The 20659-nt window shown below is 69.9% G+C and carries 21 protein-coding genes; 9 read left to right on the plus strand and 12 right to left on the minus strand.

The features are described from left to right. Positions 1-6: 6 nt before the first annotated feature. Entirely contained in the window at positions 7-444 is a 438-nt protein-coding gene (locus tag AC1Q5D_RS05230) for a carboxymuconolactone decarboxylase family protein (RefSeq protein ID WP_481737513.1), read from the minus strand. Positions 445-584: 140 nt separating this feature from the next. Between AC1Q5D_RS05230 and AC1Q5D_RS05235 the strand changes: the two genes are divergently transcribed. Beyond that, positions 585-1709, plus strand: coding sequence for a hypothetical protein (locus tag AC1Q5D_RS05235; RefSeq protein ID WP_481737514.1), 1125 nt, complete (start codon positions 585-587; stop codon positions 1707-1709). 291 nt (positions 1710-2000) lie between these two features. Here the strand turns inward: AC1Q5D_RS05235 and AC1Q5D_RS05240 are convergent, their stop codons facing one another. Genes AC1Q5D_RS05240 through AC1Q5D_RS05250 form a run of 3 tightly spaced genes read right to left on the minus strand, consistent with a single transcriptional unit; the run spans position 2001 to position 5596 of the window. Further along, positions 2001-3524, minus strand: coding sequence for an amino acid ABC transporter permease/ATP-binding protein (locus AC1Q5D_RS05240; protein ID WP_481737515.1), 1524 nt, complete (start codon positions 3522-3524; stop codon positions 2001-2003). 6 nt (positions 3525-3530) lie between these two features. Next, positions 3531-4394, minus strand: a complete 864-nt coding sequence (locus tag AC1Q5D_RS05245) for an ABC transporter substrate-binding protein (protein ID WP_481737516.1) — start codon at positions 4392-4394, stop codon at positions 3531-3533. A 32-nt stretch (positions 4395-4426) separates the two neighbouring features. Then, positions 4427-5596: a M20 family metallopeptidase gene (locus tag AC1Q5D_RS05250; protein ID WP_481737517.1), complete on the minus strand. Its 1170-nt coding sequence runs from the start codon at positions 5594-5596 to the stop codon at positions 4427-4429. A 128-nt stretch (positions 5597-5724) separates the two neighbouring features. Here AC1Q5D_RS05250 and AC1Q5D_RS05255 point away from each other — a divergent pair, with 128 nt between their 5' ends. The 7 genes from AC1Q5D_RS05255 to AC1Q5D_RS05285 all read left to right on the plus strand — a co-directional run bounded on the left by AC1Q5D_RS05255 (position 5725) and on the right by AC1Q5D_RS05285 (position 13109). Continuing rightward, complete coding sequence (locus tag AC1Q5D_RS05255) at positions 5725-6654, plus strand: LysR substrate-binding domain-containing protein (RefSeq protein WP_481737518.1); 930 nt, start codon at positions 5725-5727, stop codon at positions 6652-6654. A 124-nt stretch (positions 6655-6778) separates the two neighbouring features. Continuing rightward, entirely contained in the window at positions 6779-7357 is a 579-nt protein-coding gene (locus tag AC1Q5D_RS05260; RefSeq protein WP_481737519.1) for a flavin reductase family protein, read from the plus strand. Positions 7358-7390: 33 nt separating this feature from the next. Then, complete coding sequence (locus tag AC1Q5D_RS05265; protein WP_481737520.1) at positions 7391-8902, plus strand: 4-hydroxyphenylacetate 3-hydroxylase family protein; 1512 nt, start codon at positions 7391-7393, stop codon at positions 8900-8902. Between the two features lie 34 nt (positions 8903-8936). Then, on the plus strand, positions 8937-9614 hold the full coding sequence (locus tag AC1Q5D_RS05270; protein ID WP_481737521.1) for a DUF1028 domain-containing protein: 678 nt from the start codon (positions 8937-8939) through the stop codon (positions 9612-9614). A 9-nt stretch (positions 9615-9623) separates the two neighbouring features. Next, the gene (locus tag AC1Q5D_RS05275) at positions 9624-10787 is read left to right on the plus strand and encodes a M20 family metallopeptidase (RefSeq protein WP_481737522.1); all 1164 of its coding nucleotides are present in this window, start codon (positions 9624-9626) and stop codon (positions 10785-10787) included. Beyond that, the gene (locus tag AC1Q5D_RS05280) at positions 10784-12274 is read left to right on the plus strand and encodes an aspartate ammonia-lyase (protein ID WP_481737523.1); all 1491 of its coding nucleotides are present in this window, start codon (positions 10784-10786) and stop codon (positions 12272-12274) included. Before AC1Q5D_RS05275 ends, AC1Q5D_RS05280 begins: the two co-directional genes overlap by 4 nt. Before the next feature lie 67 nt (positions 12275-12341). Then, complete coding sequence (locus tag AC1Q5D_RS05285) at positions 12342-13109, plus strand: hypothetical protein (RefSeq protein ID WP_481737524.1); 768 nt, start codon at positions 12342-12344, stop codon at positions 13107-13109. 3 nt (positions 13110-13112) lie between these two features. Here the strand turns inward: AC1Q5D_RS05285 and AC1Q5D_RS05290 are convergent, their stop codons facing one another. From AC1Q5D_RS05290 to AC1Q5D_RS05325, 8 genes are all read right to left on the minus strand, one after another. Further along, positions 13113-13418: a hypothetical protein gene (locus tag AC1Q5D_RS05290; RefSeq protein ID WP_481737525.1), complete on the minus strand. Its 306-nt coding sequence runs from the start codon at positions 13416-13418 to the stop codon at positions 13113-13115. A 244-nt stretch (positions 13419-13662) separates the two neighbouring features. Further along, the gene (locus AC1Q5D_RS05295) at positions 13663-14172 is read right to left on the minus strand and encodes an RES family NAD+ phosphorylase (protein WP_481737526.1); all 510 of its coding nucleotides are present in this window, start codon (positions 14170-14172) and stop codon (positions 13663-13665) included. 104 nt (positions 14173-14276) lie between these two features. Next, positions 14277-14861: a helix-turn-helix domain-containing protein gene (locus AC1Q5D_RS05300; protein WP_481737527.1), complete on the minus strand. Its 585-nt coding sequence runs from the start codon at positions 14859-14861 to the stop codon at positions 14277-14279. 132 nt (positions 14862-14993) lie between these two features. Next, a complete protein-coding gene (locus tag AC1Q5D_RS05305) occupies positions 14994-15974 on the minus strand; it encodes a glycerate kinase (protein WP_481737528.1) in 981 nt (326 codons plus the stop codon). Beyond that, complete coding sequence (gene kce / locus AC1Q5D_RS05310) at positions 15974-16906, minus strand: 3,5-dioxohexanoate:acetyl-CoA acetone transferase (RefSeq protein ID WP_481737529.1); 933 nt, start codon at positions 16904-16906, stop codon at positions 15974-15976. Before kce ends, AC1Q5D_RS05305 begins: the two co-directional genes overlap by 1 nt. An 11-nt stretch (positions 16907-16917) precedes the next feature. Next, positions 16918-17697, minus strand: a complete 780-nt coding sequence (locus AC1Q5D_RS05315) for an SDR family oxidoreductase (protein WP_481737530.1) — start codon at positions 17695-17697, stop codon at positions 16918-16920. A 128-nt stretch (positions 17698-17825) separates the two neighbouring features. Then, the gene (locus tag AC1Q5D_RS05320) at positions 17826-19148 is read right to left on the minus strand and encodes an MFS transporter (protein ID WP_481737531.1); all 1323 of its coding nucleotides are present in this window, start codon (positions 19146-19148) and stop codon (positions 17826-17828) included. Between the two features lie 70 nt (positions 19149-19218). Continuing rightward, entirely contained in the window at positions 19219-20280 is a 1062-nt protein-coding gene (locus tag AC1Q5D_RS05325) for a LacI family DNA-binding transcriptional regulator (RefSeq protein ID WP_481737532.1), read from the minus strand. A 134-nt stretch (positions 20281-20414) separates the two neighbouring features. Between AC1Q5D_RS05325 and AC1Q5D_RS05330 the strand changes: the two genes are divergently transcribed. Then, complete coding sequence (locus AC1Q5D_RS05330) at positions 20415-20633, plus strand: ATP-binding cassette domain-containing protein (protein WP_481737533.1); 219 nt, start codon at positions 20415-20417, stop codon at positions 20631-20633. The last annotated feature ends 26 nt before the right edge of the window (positions 20634-20659 follow it).

Here is a 20659-nt window from a genome sequence, read left to right on the forward strand (position 1 = left end):
GCGACCCTACGGCCCGACGGGGTACCCGCTGCGGATGGCGATGCGGTTCCAGGAGTTCATGACAATCGACAGCCACGTGACGGCCGAGACCTGCTCGTCGTTGAGCGACCCGTTGTCCCACTCACGTTGCTCCGGGACCGGCAGTTGGGTGACCTCCTCCGCGAGGGCCAGGGCGGCCCGCTCCTGCTCGGTAAAGTACTGCGACTCCCACCAGGCCGCGACGACGGCGAGCCGGTCCGCGGTCTCGCCCTTGGCGACCGCGTCGCGGGCGTGCATGCGCAGGCAGAACGCGCACCCGTTGAGCTGGGAGACGCGGATCTTCACCAGCTCGGCCAGCTTCGGGTCCAGACCCGACTGGACGAAGGCCTCGTCCGCGCCCTTGCTCAGGGCCAGGACCTGTTTGTAGGCGTCGGGATGCTGCTTGCCGATGTTCACATGCGTCATGGGCCAGACCCTACTCCTGCTGGCCCGCGGGAACGGCGCCAAACTGTCTGCCCCACCGGCAAGGATTGGAGGGCAGCCGCCGGTACTATGCGGTTAGCCACACCACGTTCGACTTCCTTTCTGAGCTGACCGGAGAACCGATGACAACGCTCCAGCCGAACCCCGCTGCGCCGGACGACGAGAGCGCTCTCGTTGTTGCCGTCCAGGAAGGCGGTGACGTATCCGAGGGCGATGGCCTGAAGTCGAAGATCTTCGAGGCCATTTCGGTCCAGCGGCCGGTCGTTCTGGAGTACCTGAAGTCGTTGCGCCGGGACAAGCCCGAGGCCACGGCCGCAGAGATTCTGGCGGAACTCGACAAGCGGTACGTCTCCACCGTAACGATCGCGAGCACCGGGGTGGGGGCCTCGGCAGCCATCCCCGGCGTCGGCACCTCCATCGCCCTGGGGCTCGGTGTCGCCGACCTGCTGTTCTTCTACGAGACGAGCGCGCTCTACGTTCTGGCCGCGACAGAGCTCCACGGAATCGAAGTGAGTGACGTGGAACGAGCCCGGCCCCTCGTCTTGGGAATGCTGCTCGGCGAGAAGTCGCAGAGCCAGGTGACGAAGTTCGTGTACCAGGCAGCGGGAGTAGGCGGCGTCCATGCGGCTCGCACCGTCGCCGTCGGTGCGGTCGGTAAGGCGCTCCCCGACAGCTGGGGCGAGGTGCTTACTGAGCACCTGCCGGAATCCGCGCTTGCCCCGCTTGCCACGGTGATCGCGCGGGAGGCCCTGAAGAACAGCGCGAAACTCGGGGCCGGGACTCTCGGCAAAGCCATCCCGTTCGGCCTCGGGGCCGTCATCGGTGGCTTCGGGAGCTTTACGTTCGGGCGCGACGTGGTGAAGGCAGCACGACTTGCCTTCCCCACCACTCCTCCGGACTTCCCCGAGTCTCTGCTTGAGTTCGAGAAGCCGGAGCCGGGGCTCGTCGAGCCGTCGCCGGCCATGAAGGCACTGCAGGCTGCGTCCGACAACGTCTCCGGGCTGGGCGAGGCCGTCTGGGGAAAGACGACGGACGTCGTGGACGTGTTCCGCTCAGTGGACATCGACGGCGACGGGATTCCGGATGAAGCGCGCGCACTCACCGCAGCCAAGCGGACGGGTTCGGCGATCAAGGGCGCCGCAGCCGGGGGCGTAGGCGCGGTGGGATCACTCTTCAGGCGGAAGCGCGGCGATGAGGCCGTGGAGCCATCGGAGCCCGACAGGGCCGGCGATCCCGAAATCTCCTGAGTCCGGTCTTCATCGCTGCGCACCCTTCCTGAAGACCGCTGAATCGGAGAAGGCGGCAACCGCGGCCGCTGGGATCGGATCTTCGCCAGCTCGCCCAGCTTCAGGTCGAGTCCGGCCAGTTCTCGGGTCGACACTCTTGCTCAGGGCCAAGAGCTGCCTCTAGGCGTCCGAGTGCCGAGTGCCGCTTGCCGGTTCATGGGCCATGGGGCAGACCTACCCCCGGCCAGCCAGCAGTCATGGCAAGACCCCCAGCCGCGCTGAGTGGCTGGGGGCCTTGCCATGACTCGCACACTAGACCGGCGCGACGTGCTGCACGAACCGCTGCACCCGCTCGTTGCACTCGCCCCCGAAGAGCTGCTCCGGTGGGCCTGCGGTAATCGCCTTACCGTCTTCCATGAAGACGACCCAATCCGCGATATCGCGGGCCAGTCGCATCTCGTGCGTAACGATGACCATCGTCACGCCCTCGTTGGCCAAGTCCTCGATGACCGCCAGGACTTCGCCGACGAGCTCGGGGTCGAGGGCACTGGTCGGTTCGTCGAAGAGCATCACCGAGGGCTTCATCGCCAGGGCGCGGGCGATGGCGACGCGCTGCTGCTGCCCGCCCGAGAGCTGGTGCGGGTACTTCGAGGCATGCGCTCCTAGCCCAACCCGTTCCAGGAGCTGACGCGCGAACTCCTGCGCCTCGGCCTTGCCGATGAGGCCAGTCTGGACCGGGGCGAGGGTGACGTTGTCCAGGACGGTCAGGTGCGGGAACAGGTTGAACCGCTGGAACACCATGCCGATGTCGGTTCGCTGTCGGGCCAGGCCCGCGTCGCCCAGGGGCAGCGGCGTCCCGTCGGGGCCCGGGCGGTATCCGATCGTCTCGCCGTTGACGAGCACCGTCCCGCCATCGGCCGGCTCCAGGTGGTTCAGGGTTCGCACGAGGGTCGTCTTGCCGGAGCCGGACGGACCGATGACGACCACGACCTCGCCGCGGTGGACGTCGAGGTCCACGCCCTTGAGGACCTGGTTGGATCCGAAGGTCTTGGTCACGGCGGTCGCCGAGACCAGCTTCTCGCCCGTGTGCGGGTGGCGCGGACGGGAGAGTCCGGCCCGCAGGGTCGCCTCACCGCCCGGCCGGTCCTCCAGCTTCGTCGTGCGCCGCGTGACGTCGAGCCGGCGCTCGAGCAGTCCGCGGAGCTGGTCGAAGATCGTCACGAGCAGCACGTAGAACGCGGCGACGGCGGTCAGGGTCTCGAGCACCAGGAAGTTCTGCGTGTAGAGACGCTGGCCGACGAGCAGGATCTCCGGAAGGGAAATCACGCTCGCCAGCGAGGTGAGCTTGAGGATTGAAACGAATTCGTTGCCCAGGGCCGGGAGCGCGATCCGGAATGCCTGCGGCAAGACGATGCGGCGCTGGAACTGTCCGTAGCGCAGGCCGAGGGCCTTGGCCGCCTCGCGCTGGTCCGGCCCCACGGAGAGCAGCCCGCCCCGGTGGATCTCGGCCATGTACGCGGCCTCGTGGAGGACCATGGCGATCAGGGCAGCGTTGAAGGACGACCCGAGCACGACCTGGGACGCGGGGAAGACCTGCGGGATGTTGTAGGCGAAAACCAGCAGCACCAGGAGCGGCAGGCTCCGGAAGAGCCAAATGTAGAGGCCGGCGACGGTTCGCAATACGCCGCGGCGCGACTCGCGCATCAAGGCCAGCGCGATACCGGCCACGTTGGCGATCGTCCAGGAGAGAACCGACAGCGCGACGACGATTCCGGCGCCGACCCAGAGGTCCTGCTCAAGGAAGAGGGAGAACGTGTATGCCCAGTCGAATTGCATGGTTGATCACTTCCGGTTTCGCGACTCTTCGAGCACTTCGGGATCAACCGGCTCGAGGTTGTACTTGGCGAGCAACTCGTCGTACTTGCCGGTCTCCTTCAGGCCCTCGATGGCGTCGGAAATGGCGGCGTGCATCTGCTCGTCTCCCTTTTGGACGCCGAGGCCGACGGCGATCGGGTAGATCAGCTCCTTGCTCGTGAGCTCCACCCGGCCCTTGGACTTGTCCGCGGCGACCTTTGCGACCGCGCCGTCGGTCATCTGGGCGTCGACCTGGCCGGAGAGCAACGCCTGGGTGGCTTCCGGATCCGTCGGGAACTCCTTGACCGTGATTCTGCCCTTTCCGGCGTCGACGCACTTGTCGCTTTCCTCGTCGGGCAGGATCGTTGCGATGACGGTTGCGGTGACGACGCCGACGGTCTTGCCGCAGAGGTCCTGGGCGTCGACGTACTTCTCGCCCCCGGTCGGGCTGAGGATCGAGTTGCCCGTCTGGAAGTACGGTACGAAATCGACCTCCTTCGCCCGCGGGGCCGAGATGTAGAGGGTCGAGGCGATCACGTCGTATCGATTTGCCTTGATGCCCGCGATGATCTGCGCGAAGCGGGTGTCAACGTAGTCGGCCTCGAGGCCGAGCTCCTCGGCGACGGCGTTCATGAAGTCGACATCGAAGCCCGCGGGCTGGCCGTTTTCGAGCGTGTCGTACGGCGGGTAGGTCAGGTCGGTGCCGACGGTGAGCTTGCCCGGGAAGCGGGTTTCGATTTCGGCCGCTGTCTCATTGTCGGGAGCGGCAGTCGTCGACCCACCGCAGCCCGAGAGGACCAGGGCGAGGGTGGCGGCGGTGCCGCAGAGGGCGGTGCGGAGTGGTGTGCGCATGGTCGGATCCTCGTTTCGTGGGTTGGGAGACGCTAGGCGCGGGAGAGGACGGGCTGGTTGCACCAGGAGTCGACGGCGGCCGAGTAGATTCTGATGATCTCCTCGTACTTGTCGAGCGCGATCCATTCGTCGGCCCAGCTGTAGGGCGGAGTGCCGGGGCCGATGTTGACGGACGGGATCCCGGCCTGGCCGAGGGGCACCATGTCCGTCCAGAAGGGGATGCCCCGATAAACGGGCGCGCTCCCGGCGGCTCGGACGGCGGAGGCGACAGCCCGGGAAATGTCGCTGTCCTTGTCGATCTGGTAGGGGAGCCGCGGCCCGGACAGCCAGTGTTCACTGAATTCCACGGTGGCCTTGATGCGGGGGTCCGCCTCCGCGAGGCGGGCCACCATCGCCTCGGCCCGAGCGCGGACGTCGTACGGGTCCTGGCTCGGCAGCAGCCGAATGTCGCAGGTCATTTCGCACCGGTCGGGGACCTGGTTGTGCTTCGTCCCGCCCCGGATCGTCCCGATGTTCAGATTGGGGCCCCCGGGCAACTCCGGATGCGGCTCGTACGGCATCTCGGATTCGAAGCGCCGCATGCCGGCGAGGACCGGTTCCATCGTTTCGATCGCATTGAGGCCCAGCTCCTTGGCAGAGGTGTGGGCCTGCCTGCCGTGAGTGGTGACCTTGAGATAGGCGGCGCCGCGGTGGACCGTGCCGATGGTGTTGTCGGTCGGCTCGCCGCAGATTCCGGCGTCGCCCCCGAAGCCTGCCTCGAGCAGGGACCGGGTGCCGACGCCACCCTCGAAGTGGCACGCGACGCCTTGGAAGACGACGTCGCCCGCCGGGCGCTCGCTGGCGGCCAGCCGCCTCATCACCGCTAGGGCGGCGGTCGTCGCTCCCTTCATGTCCGCGATGCCGGCTCCATAGAGCCGGCCGTCCTCGACCGTGAGGTCGAAGGGAGCCCTCGTCCAATCCGGGGACACTTCGTAGATGTCGAGGTGCCCGTTGAGCACCAGCGACCTGCCGCCGCCGGTTCCGCGGATGCGTCCGCCCACGGAGTGCCGGCCGGGCATCGACTCCACGACCTGCACCTCGTCCACGCCCCATGCGTGCATCCGGGCGGCGATGTGCTCGGCCAGCGGGGTCTCGTGGCCCCAGGTCGAATCAATGGACAGGACCTCTTGCAGCAGTTCAAGGTCGGCGGCTGATTCGGACATTGGTCATCCTCTGCTTCGCGGGTGGGGCTGCCTTCGCGGCGGAAAGCCGGAGGCGATGAGTAGACTATGCGCTACGTCACATCGTGCTGTAAAACACATGTAATCGATAAGAAGGTTCGGGAAAACAGATGGCAGACCTCACGCTGAAACAGCTCGAGTACCTGGTTGCGGCGGCGGAGGCCGGCAGCGTTACGGGGGCGGCGGCACGGATGTACATCAGCCAATCGGCGGTTTCCACGGCGCTAGCGGACCTCGAGCAGACGCTGGGTGCCCAGGTTTTCGTGCGGCGGCCCCGCGGCCTCTCGCTCACCGCCGCAGGGCAGGAGATTCTCGGCGACGCGCGCCGGATCCTGCTGGGCGTCGACGACCTGAAGGAGTCCGCGCGGTCGAATATGGAATCCCTCGCGGGCCGGCTCCGCATCGGCTGCTACTCCACGCTGGCGCCCGTGCTCCTGCCAGGCGTCATCGACGATTTCCTGGGCAAGCACCCTTCTGTGGACCTCTCGTTCGTCGAGGGGTCGCACGCGCAACTCGTCGAGGGTCTGAGGTCCGGCGACCTCGATTTGGCGGTGGTCTACGACTACGGCATCACGGAAGCCAGCGCGGGCGGGGACGTGTTGCTCGACCGCGTGCACGACAGCCGCCCCTACCTCCTATTGCCGAACGACCACGCGCTCTCTGGGCGGCGGCGGGTGGCCCTTCACGAGCTGGAGGCCGAGCCGTTGATCCTTTTCGATCTCGCCCCGGGCGGCGAATACTTCCTGTCGTTCTTCGAGCGAGCGGGCGTCCGGCCCCGGATCCGCTTTCGCTCCACGAGTTTTGAGATGGTCCGCGCGCTGGTTGCCCGCGGGCTCGGCTACTCGATGCTCAGCCAGCGCACGGACATTTCCATGAGCTACGAGGGAAGGGTCTTCGCGACGGCCGAACTCGCCGATGACAGTGCGGGCCTCGGAATCGCCACTGCGCACCTCAAGCGCGTGCGGCCCAATGCCCGCATGCGGGCATTCATGGAGCAAGTTCGGCTCAACCTCAATGGCCGACGCGATCTCAGGCTCTGAGAGGGTTTCTGTTTTAGCGATGGATTGCAGCTAAAGAATCTTCTGGTGTGAATGCGGTCCACGTCACAAACTGGCTCTACCAAAGCGATCCGGCCGAGTCATCGGCCTGACGGAGGAGCTAGCAATGACTTCAACCACACCCACACGAGAGGGCACGCCGCGGGCCCACGGGCACCTGCGGGACGACTTCATCCGGGCCATGGGCCGTGTCGCGACCGGCGTGACGGTGGTCGGAACCGGGGGTCCTGGCGGTCGCCTGGCCCAGACGGTGAGCGCCATGTGCTCGGTCTCCGCCGACCCCGAGACGCTCCTCGTGTGCATCAACCGGAAGAGTCCGCTCAATGAGGCCATCACCCGCAATGGCCACTTCGCGGTGTCCGTGCTCGGACGCCAGCACGACCACGTTGCCGACACCTTCGCCGGCCGGCCCTGGCCCGGCAAGGACCGCTGGGACTTCACCTGCGGCGACTGGGCCGACACACAGTCCGGCTGCCCGGTCGTGGAGGACGCCATCGCGTCCTTCGACTGCACCATCCGGCAGGTCGTCGAATGCGGGACCCACTTCATCTACTTCGGGTCGGTCACCGCCGTGAGCGGGCGCGACGGCGAACCGCTGACGTACTACGCGCGCACCTACTGCAAGCCCGAGCCGTTCCCGCCCTCCGAGTTTCCGGACTACCCGGGCTCCGGCCCGACCCGCTGACGCCACCCACCACCCCACACGACAGGACAAGCCATGATCCGTACAGGAGACGAGTACCGCGATTCGATCCGCGACGGCCGCAAGGTCTACGTGGACGGCGAGCAGGTCGCGGACGTGACCACGCACCCCATGTTCAAGCCGATCGTGGACCGCCGCGCGCGGATCTACGACATGGCCCACGAGGAGTCGACGCAGGCGGCGATGACGTATGCGGACCCGGAAACCGGGGAGCTGAACGCCATCGGGAACCGCCTGCCGCGCACCCAGCAGGACTGGTGGGACAAGCGCCGGGCCGTGGACCTGGTCCAGCGCGAGTCCGGCGGCGTCGTCACCCGGGTCGGCGACGAGACCGTGGGAGAGATGTGGTCCCTGTTCGACGGGCAGGACGTCCTCAACGAGGTCGATCCGCGCTTCTCGGAAAACATCCGCCGCCACATCGCCCGCTCGATCCAGTCCGACCCGTTCCACATCTCCGCCAACACCGACCCGAAGGGCGATCGGTCCAAGGCGCCGCAGGACCAGGATCCGGACATGCTCCTGCACGTGGTGCGCGAGACGGACAACGGGATCGTGGTCCGCGGCGCCAAGTACGAGACCGCGGCCGCCTACGCCAACCAGGCATTCACAAAGCCCACCATCGCCAACTGGGGCAACAGCGAGCTCTCGGACTACGCCGTCGGCTTCATCGCCGACCTGTCCAACCCCAACCTGAAGTACATCTGCCGCACCGGTTTCGCCGGCCGCGCCCCCGAGCGCGACTACCCGCTGGCCAACCGGGTCGACGAGGTCGAGGCCCTCGTGGTCTTCGACAACGTCGAGATCCCCTGGGAGGACGTCCTCTTCTACCAGCACACGCGGGCGGCCTCGTTCATCCGCTCCACCCTGCACCGCTACTCGGCGTTCCCCTTCGTGCAGCGCACCCTGCACCTGGCCGACCTGATGATCGGCGCCGCCTTGTGGAACGTGAAGCAGACCGGTCTGGAGAAGCAGCCGGCCGTTCAAGAGAAGCTCGCCCAGCTCGCGTGCTACCGCGAATCCATCAACGCCCACCTGACCGCAGCCATCTCCCTCGCGGAAGAGAGCCCGGGCGGGCTGCTAATGCCCAACCAGTCGCTGCTCTATACCGGGCGCGTCCACGCCCTTTCGCAGCTGCCCGCCATGATGCACACCGCCCGCGAACTCTGCGGCGGCCAGATCTGCATCACCCCGGACGCCGCTTCCTTCAGCCACCCGGACACCAAGGACTGGCTCGAGAAGTACTACAACGTCAACGAGAACTGGGTTGCCGAGGACCGGCGCAAGCTGCTGGCCTTCGCGAGGGACCTGCTCAACAGCGACTACGCGGGCCACCGCCTCACGTTCCAGCTCTTCGCGCAGTCGCCGCCCTTCGCCCAGCTGGCCGCCGTCTACCGGAACTTCGACTTCGACGGCCCCCTGGACCTTGTCAAGAAGTCCGCGGACCTGTCCGACCGGGTCACCGGGGGCGAGGTGCTCGGAGCCACCAACCGCGCCCAGATGGACGGCAAGGTCAAGGCAGGAGCCTGACCGGAAGCAACCACACACAATCCAAGGAGAACCCATGACCTTCTCACTCGTTGCGCGGGACCCCGGGACCGGAGCGTTCGGCATGGTCGTCACGTCGTCGAGCCCGTCCGTGGCCGCCCGATGCATCCACCTGCGGGCCGGCGTGGGCGGGGTTGCCTCGCAGAACGTGACCGACCCCGCCCTCGGCGGGCGCATCCTGGACGCCTTGGCCGGCGGACGGCCGGCAGCCGAGGCGCTCGCTGACGTCGTTGGGAGCGCCGAGCACATCGACTTCCGGCAGCTCTCAGTTGTCGATGCGACCGGGCAGACCGCGTCGTTCTCCGGGAGCGGGACGCTAGGCACACACGACGTCGTCGAAGCGGACGGCGCCGTCGCCGCGGGCAACCTGCTCTCCGGGCCGGGCGTGCCCCGGGCCATGATGGACGCCTTCCACGCGTCGGGGGCCCAGGACCTGGAGCGGCGCCTCCTCGATGGGCTGCGGGCCGGACTCGAGGCCGGCGGCGAGGTCGGGCCCGTGCATTCCGCGGGGTTGATGGTCGTCGACCGCCATTCCTGGGCCGTCAGCGACCTGCGCGTGGACTGGGATGACGAGGACCCGATCGGGCGGCTCGAGCGGCTCTGGGAGCGCTGGAAGCCGGAGAAGGAGGCGTACCGCAGCCGGGCGCTGAACCCCACGTCCGCCCCGACCTACGGCGTGCCCGGGGACGAGTAGGAATCAGGAATGCGCATCGACACGGCGGCTGCGGACCGCACCCGCGAACTCGCAGTCTTGGAGGGGCACCTTCCGGAGCTGACCGCCTACTCCGAACGGCTGCACGCCCAACCGGAGACGGCGTGGCAGGAACACCGGGCCGCCGAATGGACCGCGGAACTCCTGGAGGGCCACGGATTCGACGTCGAGCGCGGCTACCTCGGCCTGGACACGGCAGTGCGGGCCGTGTCCGGGCCGGGCCCGCACCGGATCGGGCTCATGGCCGAGTACGACGCGCTTCCCGGGCTCGGCCACGCGTGCGGCCACAACATCATCGCGGCGGCCTCCTGCGGCGCCGCCATCCTCTTGGCCCGCCACGCCGAGGAGCTGGGGCTGTCGGTCGAGGTCTACGGAACGCCCGCAGAGGAAGGCGGGGGAGGGAAGATCGAGCTGCTCAAGCGCGGTGCCTTCACGGGCCTGGACCTGGCGATGATGGTCCACCCCTCCCCGGTGGACTGGGCCGCGGCCGAGCCCTACGCCGTCGCGCACTCCCACGTCGCCTACACGGGCCGCGGCGCCCACGCCGCCGCCTACCCGGAGCAGGGGGTCAATGCGGCGGACGCGTTCACCGTCGCGCAGGTCGCCATCGGGCTCCTGCGCCAGCAGCTTCCCCACGGTACCCGGGTGCACGGGATCCAAACCCGGGGCGGGGAGGCCCCGAACGCGATCCCCGAACGGACGGAAGGGCGCTGGTACATCCGTGCCGGCAGCCTCGCGGAATTGGGGCCCCTGCAGGAGCGCGTCGAGCGCTGTTTCCGGGCCGGGGCCCTCGCCACCGGATGCGAGCTGGACATCGTCCCCGAGTCCGAGCCGTACTCGGAGTTCCGGACCGACGAGCGCGCGCTCGCCCTCTACGTAGGCCACGCCGAAGCCCTCGGCCGGACCTTCGACGCACCGCCCGCCCACGCAACGATGGCGCGCGCCTCCACCGACATGGGCAACGTCTCCCAGGTGGTCCCGGCCATCCACCCGTACATCGGACTCGACTGCTACCCGGCCTCCAACCACCAGCCGGCTTTCGCGGAGCACTGCGTGGGCGAGGCCGCCAACCGGGCCATCCGCGACGGCGCCGCCGCCCTGGCGCTCACCGCCCTCGACTACATCCACACCGCAGAGCCCATGGAGGAAACATGACGACGACACTGCCGCAGCGCGCCGAGGCGGCGACCAGGCGCGAGGAGGATGCCCTGGGGACGCTCGAGGTCCCGGCCGCGGCGTATTGGGGGCCTGCAACGGAGCGGGCCCGGCACAACTTCCCCGTCAGCGATCGGCCCATCGGGACGCTGCGCGACCTCGTCTGGGCGTTCGGCGCTATCAAGGCAGCAGCCGCCCGGGCCAACGAGGGGGCGGGGCTGCTCGACTGCGGGACCTCCGCGGCCATCCAGAAGGCGTGTGCGGAGGTCATGGCCGGGGATCTGGACGCGCACTTCGTCGTCGACCGCATCCAGGGCGGGGCGGGCACTAGCACCAACATGAACGCCAACGAGGTGATTGCGAACCGCGCCCTCGAACTCCTCGGGCATGGACGCGGCGCCTACGGGCAGCTGGACCCCATCGAGCACGTCAACCGCAGCCAGAGTACTAACGACGCCTACCCGACGGCCGTGAAAATCGCCTTGCACCGGGCGCTGGATCGGTTGCTGGCCGAGCACGCCCTGCTGGTCGAGGCGTTCGCGGAGCGCGGCGAGGCTTTCGCAGGGATCCTCAAGGTCGGCCGGACCCAGCTTCAGGACGCGGTTCCGATGACGCTCGGGCAGGAGTTCGCCGCCTTCGCTGAGACGCTGCGGGAGGACGCCGAGCGCATTGCCGAAGCGCGGCGGCACCTGCTCGAGGTCAACCTCGGGGCCACCGCGATAGGCACCGGGATCAACGCGGGGGCGGAATACCGGGCGCGAGTCGTCCCGGAGCTCGCGCGGATCACGGAGCTCCCCGTCGTGAGCGCCGCCAACCTCGTCGAAGCTACGGCGGACACCGGCGTTTTCCTGCTGATCTCGGGGGCCCTGAAACGGGCCGCGGTGAAGCTGTCCAAGGTCTGCAACGACCTGCGTCTATTGGCTTCGGGCCCCCAGGCGGGATTCGGCGAGATTCGGCTGCCGGCGGTCCAGGCGGGGTCCTCGATCATGCCGGGGAAGGTCAATCCCGTGATCCCCGAGATGGTCAACCAGGTCGCTTTCCGCGTGGTCGGCGCCGACGCGACGGTCACGATGGCCGTCGAAGCCGGGCAGCTGCAGTTGAACGCCTTCGAACCCGTCATGGCTGACGCACTCTTCGAGTCTGCCGAGTGGCTGGAACGGGCCTGCCGGCTGTTGCGCGACCGCTGCGTGGAGGGAATCACCGCCCAGGAGGACGTCTTGCGCGAACGGATCAGTGCGTCCGTTTCCGTCGTCACCGCACTAACGCCGCTGCTCGGCTATGCCGTGTCGGCCTCGCTCGTGAAGGAGGCGCTGTCTACGCGGCGGACGCTCTCGGACCTCGTGCTCGAGCAGGGTCTCCTCGATCCGGCGGCTCTCGCCGACGTACTTGAGCCTAGGAGGCTTGCAGGGGAGGAGGCGCGTGGCGCCTCCGACGGTGCGCGCGGCCTTACCGTGAAACGTCCCCGACAGGACAGCCGTAGGACATGAAATCGGGCAGCTGGCGCAGGGACGCCCTGCGGGTGTCCTAGGGTGGTGCCGAGGGGGTACAACCGAGGTGACGAGAGACCAGTGGGGCGGAACGCTCCTGCGCGTGCTGCTGGTTGCCGCCGCGCTCGGGTTCTTCGCGTGGTTCGCCCGCGGCAGCCTCATGGTGTCGTCGGCGGTCCTGGCGGTCGCGGCGGCCTACGCGTTCGTCGTGTTCCGCGTCGTCTCGGCCTCGGGCCGAGCGCTCGCCGTCATGGGCTGGTCGCTCGTGCTGAACTACGCGGCGTTGACCGCACTCGACGACGCCCTGGGGATCCGGGTGGCGCCGGCGTGGCTCATCGGGGTCCTCGTCGGCGGGATCGCGGCAGCCCAGGTCTGGTTCGGTCCGCGCGCTGGATCCGGCGTCGACCCGTGGCGCCGGCGTCGGCGAGGGACCGACGGTGCATTCGCCGGCGGGCCGCGCCTCGCCGCGATGAACGCCGTCTGCGTCCTCGTGCTGCTGGCCGCCGGCGTCGTCCAGCTCGCCCTCCTCTCGCCCACCGCGTTCGCCGTCGCGTGCCTCGCCGTCGGAGTCCTCGCCGGTGGGGCCCTCTTCCGCTTCCCGCCGCCGCTTCCGGTCAGGAACGGGCTCCTCCTCGTGGTTCCCCTCGGCCTGTTCGCCCTGGGGTTCGCGGCTGGCGCCACGGACCAGCCGGCGCTGCCCTTCGCGTGGGCGTACGGTGCCCTGGCCGGGATCCTCATCGGCGGGCGGTACTGGACCGGCTCCCGGTGCGGCGAGCCCCGGCCGCCGTTCAACGGGCCGAAGACCCGGCGGGCGCCGTCGCGCAGCACCGCCTGACCGTCACCGGTTCCGCAGGAACCAGCTGCGCCCCCGGCGCAGCGCCGCGTGCAGCCGGCCGACGGCGCCCGCCGACTCGGAGGTCCCGACGTCGGAGAACGACCCGTTGCCCGCGTAGAGCGAAAGCGCCGTCGCGGCGGCCTCCCGGAGGCCGCGCACGTCCGTGACGCCGGCGAACTGCGCGTCGAGCCAGTCGGCGGCGTGCTCGCGCCGTTCGTCGCGCTCGGACCGGGCGACGGCGCGGACGGCCGCGATCGCGTCGGTGATCTCGCCCCGGAGGGCCCCGACGGTGTTCCGCTTGCTATTCACGGACCGATCCTACGGGCGGCGCCGCACGGCATTGATCTGAGCGCGGTCATCCAGGGAGCCCGCTACCCGGCCGACTACTGGTGCACGCGCCGCGGCGCCGACGACGCCTGCCCGGAGGAGGGCACCGGCCGGTGGGTGGACTACCCCTACGGGCGTCCGCTGTAGGCCGCGCGCCCTTTTGCGGCCGGAGACCCGTCATCGAACGCGGTGGCCACCTCGTTGGGCACCGAGGCCGCGTGACTGGTCAGGTGACGTTGGAGGTGTAGTTGAGCAGGTCCGCTGCCGCGGCAATCCTTGTGGCGATGCCTGGGTGGCTCAGCGGGACCGAAAACGACGGCGCTGCCGGAAACGGCCGGGCCTTCCACAACACCACGACGTCGCGGCCGGCGACGGCCGACGGCGCAACGACGCCGTCGAGGTCCGGCCAGGCTTGGTGAATCGCCCGGGACCAGGCGCGGGTGACGGCCTTCTCCCCGGACCAGGCCAGTGAGGCCTTAGCGCCGGCCCGCACCAGCCACACGTCCGTGAGGTCGAGCAGGACGGTGTCGCTGGCCGTTTCGATGGCCGTGGCATAGGGCGCCCCCGCGTCGACGTCGACGAACCGGGTGTCTTGGTAGACCTCGGCGATGCAGGTGGGCAGGTCGTTGCCGAAGCAGGCCGCCCCCAGGGGGGAATGGTCGCCTGCGGGTTCCGGGTGCGGGTCCCAGCGGGCGCCGGGCAGTGGGCCGAACGTGCGCAATGCGTTCCATGCCATTGGATGCGCGGACGCCGTGGCGTGGATCCGCCACAGGACCGTGTCGGCTTCCAGAACGCGCTCGTGCCTCCCGATCCGCCGCAGGTCCTCGGGGGAGGGGGGCTTCACAGGCGGCCGACGGAGGAGGCCAAAGCAATGACGCGCTCCGGTTCGCCGCCGGAGTCCAGCCATTCCAGTGGAGTCACTGATTCCCCAGAGCGGCGGAGGTCGGGCTGAGGGGTCGTGAAGAAGCCCTGGACGGTCTGGGGGTGGCTTCCCGCGGGCAGCGCATCCAATACCTGCGCCAGGTGGGGCAGTGGGCGCCTGGCCTCGGTGAACTGCCACGAGGGAAACAACGCCCGGCCGTTGACCTTGAATGCGTACAGCTTGCGGTCCCGCACATAGCGGCGCACGGTGGATGGCTGGAGGCCAAGCCGGAGGGCCACGGCATCGGAGCTGAGGCCGGTCGCCTGGTGGATGGCCGCGGCAGCGACTGCTGCGGCCATCGCATGCGAGCGCGCTGCCGGGCCGCTGGGCATCCCGGCATGCCGGTCCCAGAAGGCCTGGTCCGACGGCGTGAGCGCCGCCGTGGCTGAGGCCTTGTGCCGTTCGAGCGCGCGCTCGAGGGCCTCGGCCAGCTCGTCGCTGCTGAAGCCGGGTTGCACCCTGTCGATGAGCGCCTCGACCGGCGCATGGACTTCTGCCGTCATCGTTCGATCCCTCCGACCACATTCTATCCGTTTGTGGTCGAAAGTGGCAGGACGGACCTGGCAGGGAACCGGCCGCCTTGCCCGGCAAGGGATCGCCAGCAGCGGCGGGCGGAGGCCCGCGGTGCCGGGCGGTTAGGAGCGGTGCAGTACCGCCTCCGCCACCGCCCGCCCCGCCCGCTCGAGCGCGGCCGCGTCCGACGCCACGATGACGTCCGCGAAGTTCCGGGCGTAGTCCCCGAGGTCCGGATGCACGGACCCCACAACGGCGTACACCGGCACGGCGGCGCTGCGGGCCAGGATCGCGGAGATGATCTTGCCCTGGCCGGTCTGCGAGTCCAGCCGGCCCTCGCCGACGACGACGGCGTCGGCCCCCGCCGCCAGCCGGTCGAACCCGACCGCGTCCAGCACGTAGTCCGCGCCGGGCACCAGCTCGGCGCCGAAGTGCGCCCACATCCCGCCGCTGAACCCGCCGGCGGCCCCGGTGGCGGGCACGCCGCGGGGGTCGCGCGGGAACACCGCCGCCTGCCGGTGCAGCCGCGCGGTCAGCTCGGCGACCTGCCCCGGAGTCGCGCCCTTTTGCGGGCCGAAGACCCGGGCGGCGTCCTCGAAGACGGTGGTCACGTCGCTGAGCACGGTGACGGAGGCGCCGCGCAGCCCGCCGCGCTCGCCGATGGCCTCCACGGCCCCGGCGCCGCCGTCGGTCGTCGCGCTGCCGCCGGCCGCCACGACGATCCGGCGGGCCCCGCGGCCCGCGGCGTCGGCCATGAGCACGCCGGTCCCGTACGTGTCGGCGGCCAGGGGGTCGCGGGTCCCGGAGCAAGGCAGGGTGATCCCGCTGGCCGCGGCCAGCCCGATGACCGCCGTCCCGTCCGGCGCCAGCGCGTACTCCGCCTCCAGCGGATCCCGCCACGGCCCGACCGTCGCGGTCCGCACCGGGGCGGCCCCGAGTGCGGCGGCCAGGATCTCCGCGGTGCCCTCGCCGCCGTCGGCCACGGGCAGCTCGACGGCGGCGGCCCCCGCCGCCCGCGCCCCGCGCGCGACCAGCTCCGCGACCTCGGCCGCGGAGAACGTGCCCTTGAAGCTGTCGGGGGCGATGAGCAGGCGCACGGACATCAGAACCCGACGTTCGCGCGGCCCTTGAGCCGCAGCATCTCGCGCGCCTCGTCCGGGGTGGCGACCTCGAAGTTCAGCGCCTCCAGGATCGTGCGGATCCGGGACACCTGCTCCGCGTTGGTCTTAGCCAGTTCGCCCGGCCCGATCCACAGCGAGTCCTCGAGCCCGACCCGCACGTGCGAGCCCATGGCCGCGCCGATCGTCGCCAGCGGCATCTGGTTCCGCCCGGCCCCGAGGATGGACCACAGGTAGTCGTCCCCGAGCAGCCGGTCCGCGGTGCGGCGCATGTGCATCAGGTCCTCGGGGTGCGCGCCGATCCCGCCGAGCAGCCCGAACACGGACTGCACGAACAGCGGCCCCCGCGCCAGGCCGCGCGCGTGGAAGTGGGCCAGGTTGTTCAGGTGGGAGATGTCGTAGCACTCGAACTCGAACCGGGTCCCGTTGGCGTTGCCGATGCCCAGGATGGTCTCGATGTCCGCGAACGTGTTCTTGAAGACCAGGTCCCGGGACTTCTCCAGGGCCTCGCGCTCCCACTCGTGCCCGAACTCGGTGAACCGCTCCAGCATCGGGTACAGCCCGAAGTTCATGGACCCCATGTTCAGGCTGGCCAGCTCCGGCTTGAACTCCGCGACGGGGCGCATCCGCTCCTCAACGCTCATGTGCGGGGAGCCGCCGGTGGTGATGTTGACGACCGCGTCCGTGTTGGCCTTGAGCTTCTCGAGGATCGGCGCGAAGTGCTCCGGGTCCTGGGAGGGCCGCCCGTCCCTGGGGTCGCGGGCGTGCATGTGCACGATCGCGGCCCCGGCCTCCGCCGCCCCGATCGCGGCCTCGGCGATCTCGTCCGGGCTGACCGGCAGGTGCGGGGACATGGAGGGGGTGTGGATCGCGCCGGTGACGGCGGAGGTGATGATGACCTTGCGCTTGCTGGGCATGGGGGTTCCTTCTAGTAGAGCTTCTCGGTGTTGCCGTCGACGGCCATCGCCTGGCCGTTGACGTTGCGCGCCAGGGGGCCGGCCAGGAACACGGCCATGTTGGCGATGTCCTCCGCCTCCACGAGCCGGTTCAGGGAGGACTGCCCGTGGTACAGGTCGGAGACCTCCTCGACGGGCCGGCCCAGCATCGCCGCCTTGGCCTCGATGACCGCGTCGATGCGCGGCCCGTTGACCGCGCCGGGACAGATCGCGTTGACGCGGATCCCGTCCCCGCCGAGCTCGATGGCGAGCGTCTTGGTCAGGCCGACGACGGCCCACTTGGAGGCCGAGTACGGGCTGCGCCCGGCCATGCCGAGCCGGCCGGCGGCGGAGGAGAGGTTGACGATGGCGCCGTCGTCGGCCCGCCGCAGCAGCGGCAGGGAGTGCTTGATCGCGTAGAACTGCCCGTGCACGTTGACGTCGAAGGTCTTGCGCCAGGCCTCGGCGTCGAGCTCCTCGATGGGCCCGGTGGGCCCGGCGATCCCGGCGTTGTTCACGAGCACGTCCAGCCCGCCGAGCTCGGCCTCGACGTCGGCCATGAGCCGGGCGACCTGGTCCTCGTCGGAGACGTCGCTGGTCCGGGCGGCGAACCCGGCGTCGGCGGCGCGGGCGGCGGCGGCCGGGTCGACGTCCGTGACGAACACGTCCGCGCCCAGGTCCCGGAAGCGGGTGGCGATGGCCAGGCCGATGCCGGCGGCGCCGGCGGTGACGAGGACCCTGCGGCCGGTGTAGTCGAGGGCGGTGGCGGTCATGGGGCTCCTTGGTGCGGGGCGCCGCGGCGGCGCGGGGTGGGGTCGGGATCGTGTGGCGGGCGGGGCGGGCCGTGCGGCGGGGGAGGACGACGGCGGGGGCGCCGCCGTCGTCCTCCCCCCACGGGTGGCTAGTGGCCGGCGACGGCGGCCTTCGACGGGTCCTCGGCCCCGCGCTTGAGGAAGCGGGTGAGGACGGCGCCGACGGCGCACATGGCGACGATGAACCAGAGGCCGGCGAGCTTGGAGCCGGTGGCCTCCTCGAGGTAGCCCATGACGTACGGGCCGAGGAAGCCGCCGAACAGGCCCACGGTGTTCACGAACGCGATGCCGCCGGCCAGCGCGGCGCCGGAGAGGCGGGTCGCGGGGTAGGTGAAGAGGATCGGCTGCAGGGCGAAGAAGTTGAACGCGGCCAGGCAGAAGCCGATCATGCCCAGGACCGGGCCGCCGACGGCGCCGAGGACGAAGCCGGCGACGATGCCGACCATGGTGGCGGTGGCGATGAGGCGGGAGCGGTGGGAGTCGGTCGCCAGGCGCGGCAGCAGCAGGGCGCCGAGCGCGGAGAAGATCCAGGGGATGGAGGTCAGCAGGCCGATCTGGACGGGCCCGAGCTCGCCGTACGTGCCGATGATGGAGGGCAGGAAGAAGCTCAGCGCGTAGACGGCGATCTGGTGGGTGAAGTAGATGCCGACGACGAGCAGGATCTGCTTGTCCCGCAGGACGTGGCGCAGCTTCGAGTTCCCGGCGGCGGCGGCGCCGGCGGCCTCCTCGGCGGCGATGCGGGCCTCGAGGTCCTCGGCCTCGGCGCGGGTGAGGAACCTGGCCTCGGTGGGCTTGTTGGGCAGGAACTTCCAGACCACGAACGCCAGGGCGCAGGCGGGCAGGCCCTCGATGATGAACATCCACTGCCAGCCGTGCAGGCCGCCGATGCCGTCCATGGTGAGCAGGACGCCGCCGAGCGGGGCGCCGACGATGTTGGCGATGGAGACGCCGAGCAGGAACAGGCCGTTGGCCTTGGCGCGGTCGTTGGCGGTGAACCACTGGGTGAGGAAGTAGATGACGCCGGGGAAGAGGCCGGCCTCGGCGACGCCGAGGAGCATGCGCAGGATGTAGAAGGACCACTCGCCCTGGACCAGGGCCATGGCCGCGGAGATCAGGCCCCAGGTGATCATGATGCGCATGATCCAGAAGCGGGCGCCGACCTTGTGCATGATCAGGTTGGACGGGATCTCGGACAGGGCGTAGGTGAGGAAGAACAGGCCGGCGCCGATCCCGTAGGCGGTGGCGGAGATGCCGAGGTCGATCTCGAGCCGGTCCTTGGCCATGCCGATGTTGGACCGGTCGATGAACGCCATGACGTACGCGCCGATGAGCAGGGGCATGATCCGGCGGAAGATGAGCCGGTTCACGACGTGGGGCGGCCTCATTGCCGTCGCTTGCGTGGTGCTGGACATGGGTGTGCCTTTCCTGGGGAGGGAGGACTGCCCGGCCCTCGCCGGGCCGGTGGGTGCGGTGGTGGTGCTGTCAGGGCCGCGCCGGGGGCGGCGGCGGGCACCCGCAGGAGGTGCCGAGGTGGAGCTGGTGGCCGCACACGGTGTGCGCGTAGGTGGTGCGGGGGGAGACGATCTGGTCGTGGAGCAGTTCGAAGGCGCGGCGCGCCATCTGCTGCACGGGCTGGACGATGGTGGTCATGCCGATGAGGCGGGAGCGGCTGTGGGGCAGGCCGTCGCTGCCGACGACGGCGAGGTCCTCGGGGATGCGCAGCCCCAGGGACAGGGCGTGCTCCATGACGCCGACGGCGATCTCGTCGGAGCCGCAGACGATCGCGCGGGGCGGGTTCTCCGCCGCGAGCAGCCGCTGGGCGGCGAGCTGGCCGCCGGCGGAGTTGAGGCGGGTGCTGACCTTCCGGGCCCCGGTGACGGTGACGCCGGCGGCGGCCGCGGTGCGGACGAACGCCTGCTCGCGGGCCAGGGAGGCCGTGGAGAAGCGCGGCCCGATGACCGTGGCGAGGTCGGTGTAGCCGTGGCCGAGGACGTGGCGCATGAGCTGGGCCGCGGCGGCGTCGTCGTCGATGCCGACGAAGTCGCCGGGCACGTGCTCGGAGCGGCGGGAGAGGTAGACGTAGGGGATGCGGTGCTGGCGCAGGGTGCGCAGCGCGCGGGAGTCCTCGCGCAGGGCGGCGGCGATGACGACGCCGTCGACGTTGCGCGCGGCCAGGGTGGTGGCGACCTGGGCCAGGGAGTCGGCGTCGTCCTGGGTGGTGGCGACGAAGACCTCGAAGCCCTGTTCGGCGGTGGCGGTGATGATGTGCTGGGCCCAGCCGGTGTACATCGGGTTGGTGATGTTCGGCAGGATCAGCCCGACGACGCGGGTCAGCTGCGGGTCCGGCAGCCGGCCGTGGGAGGACGGGCGGAACCCGAGCTCGTTGGCGACCTTCAGCACGTGGCGGCGGGTGTCCGCGGAGACGCCGCGCTGGCCGTTCATCACGTAGCTGACGGTGGCGGGGGAGACCCCGGCGGCGCGCGCGACGGCGGCGGCCGAGACCTTGGCGGGCCGGTCGATGGTGGTCGGCTCGGTGGTGGCCATGGGTTTCCCCCTTCCTGTCGATCGTCGGGTTGCCTTGGTGGCTTGTGACCTCAATTACAGGCGGTGCCGCTGGCGTTAAGCAACGTTAAGTTCTGGGGGTGATGGGCGGTGAAGTGCAATGGGCTGGATCAGGAATGGAGTTCATGTGGATCGCCGGGCGCTCCGGCTCCGGCAAGACCACGCTGCTGCGTTGTGTAGCCGAGTTGGTGGAGCCGACGGCAGGGCGCAGCCGGTTCGAGAGCGTCAACGTCACGGAGCTGCCGGCGAAGCTGATCGTTGTCTTGCTGATGACGCTCATCGAAATTCCCCGGTTGGTGCTCGGTGAATGTCCCCAGTCGCGGGGTTTAGGTTAGCAGCGTTTTCGGGGTGCCTGTAGTGG

The organism is Arthrobacter paludis, from assembly GCF_056782315.1.

Coding starts and splice junctions, on each gene's coding strand:
- AC1Q5D_RS05230 (WP_481737513.1), bottom strand. CDS start 444: ATGACGCATGTGAACATCGGCAAGCAGCATCCCGACGCCTACAAACAG.
- AC1Q5D_RS05235 (WP_481737514.1), top strand. CDS start 585: ATGACAACGCTCCAGCCGAACCCCGCTGCGCCGGACGACGAGAGCGCT.
- AC1Q5D_RS05240 (WP_481737515.1), bottom strand. CDS start 3,524: ATGCAATTCGACTGGGCATACACGTTCTCCCTCTTCCTTGAGCAGGAC.
- AC1Q5D_RS05245 (WP_481737516.1), bottom strand. CDS start 4,394: ATGCGCACACCACTCCGCACCGCCCTCTGCGGCACCGCCGCCACCCTC.
- AC1Q5D_RS05250 (WP_481737517.1), bottom strand. CDS start 5,596: ATGTCCGAATCAGCCGCCGACCTTGAACTGCTGCAAGAGGTCCTGTCC.
- AC1Q5D_RS05255 (WP_481737518.1), top strand. CDS start 5,725: ATGGCAGACCTCACGCTGAAACAGCTCGAGTACCTGGTTGCGGCGGCG.
- AC1Q5D_RS05260 (WP_481737519.1), top strand. CDS start 6,779: ATGACTTCAACCACACCCACACGAGAGGGCACGCCGCGGGCCCACGGG.
- AC1Q5D_RS05265 (WP_481737520.1), top strand. CDS start 7,391: ATGATCCGTACAGGAGACGAGTACCGCGATTCGATCCGCGACGGCCGC.
- AC1Q5D_RS05270 (WP_481737521.1), top strand. CDS start 8,937: ATGACCTTCTCACTCGTTGCGCGGGACCCCGGGACCGGAGCGTTCGGC.
- AC1Q5D_RS05275 (WP_481737522.1), top strand. CDS start 9,624: ATGCGCATCGACACGGCGGCTGCGGACCGCACCCGCGAACTCGCAGTC.
- AC1Q5D_RS05280 (WP_481737523.1), top strand. CDS start 10,784: ATGACGACGACACTGCCGCAGCGCGCCGAGGCGGCGACCAGGCGCGAG.
- AC1Q5D_RS05295 (WP_481737526.1), bottom strand. CDS start 14,172: ATGGCATGGAACGCATTGCGCACGTTCGGCCCACTGCCCGGCGCCCGC.
- AC1Q5D_RS05300 (WP_481737527.1), bottom strand. CDS start 14,861: ATGACGGCAGAAGTCCATGCGCCGGTCGAGGCGCTCATCGACAGGGTG.
- AC1Q5D_RS05305 (WP_481737528.1), bottom strand. CDS start 15,974: ATGTCCGTGCGCCTGCTCATCGCCCCCGACAGCTTCAAGGGCACGTTC.
- kce (WP_481737529.1), bottom strand. CDS start 16,906: ATGCCCAGCAAGCGCAAGGTCATCATCACCTCCGCCGTCACCGGCGCG.
- AC1Q5D_RS05315 (WP_481737530.1), bottom strand. CDS start 17,697: ATGACCGCCACCGCCCTCGACTACACCGGCCGCAGGGTCCTCGTCACC.
- AC1Q5D_RS05320 (WP_481737531.1), bottom strand. CDS start 19,148: ATGTCCAGCACCACGCAAGCGACGGCAATGAGGCCGCCCCACGTCGTG.
- AC1Q5D_RS05325 (WP_481737532.1), bottom strand. CDS start 20,280: ATGGCCACCACCGAGCCGACCACCATCGACCGGCCCGCCAAGGTCTCG.
- AC1Q5D_RS05330 (WP_481737533.1), top strand. CDS start 20,415: ATGGAGTTCATGTGGATCGCCGGGCGCTCCGGCTCCGGCAAGACCACG.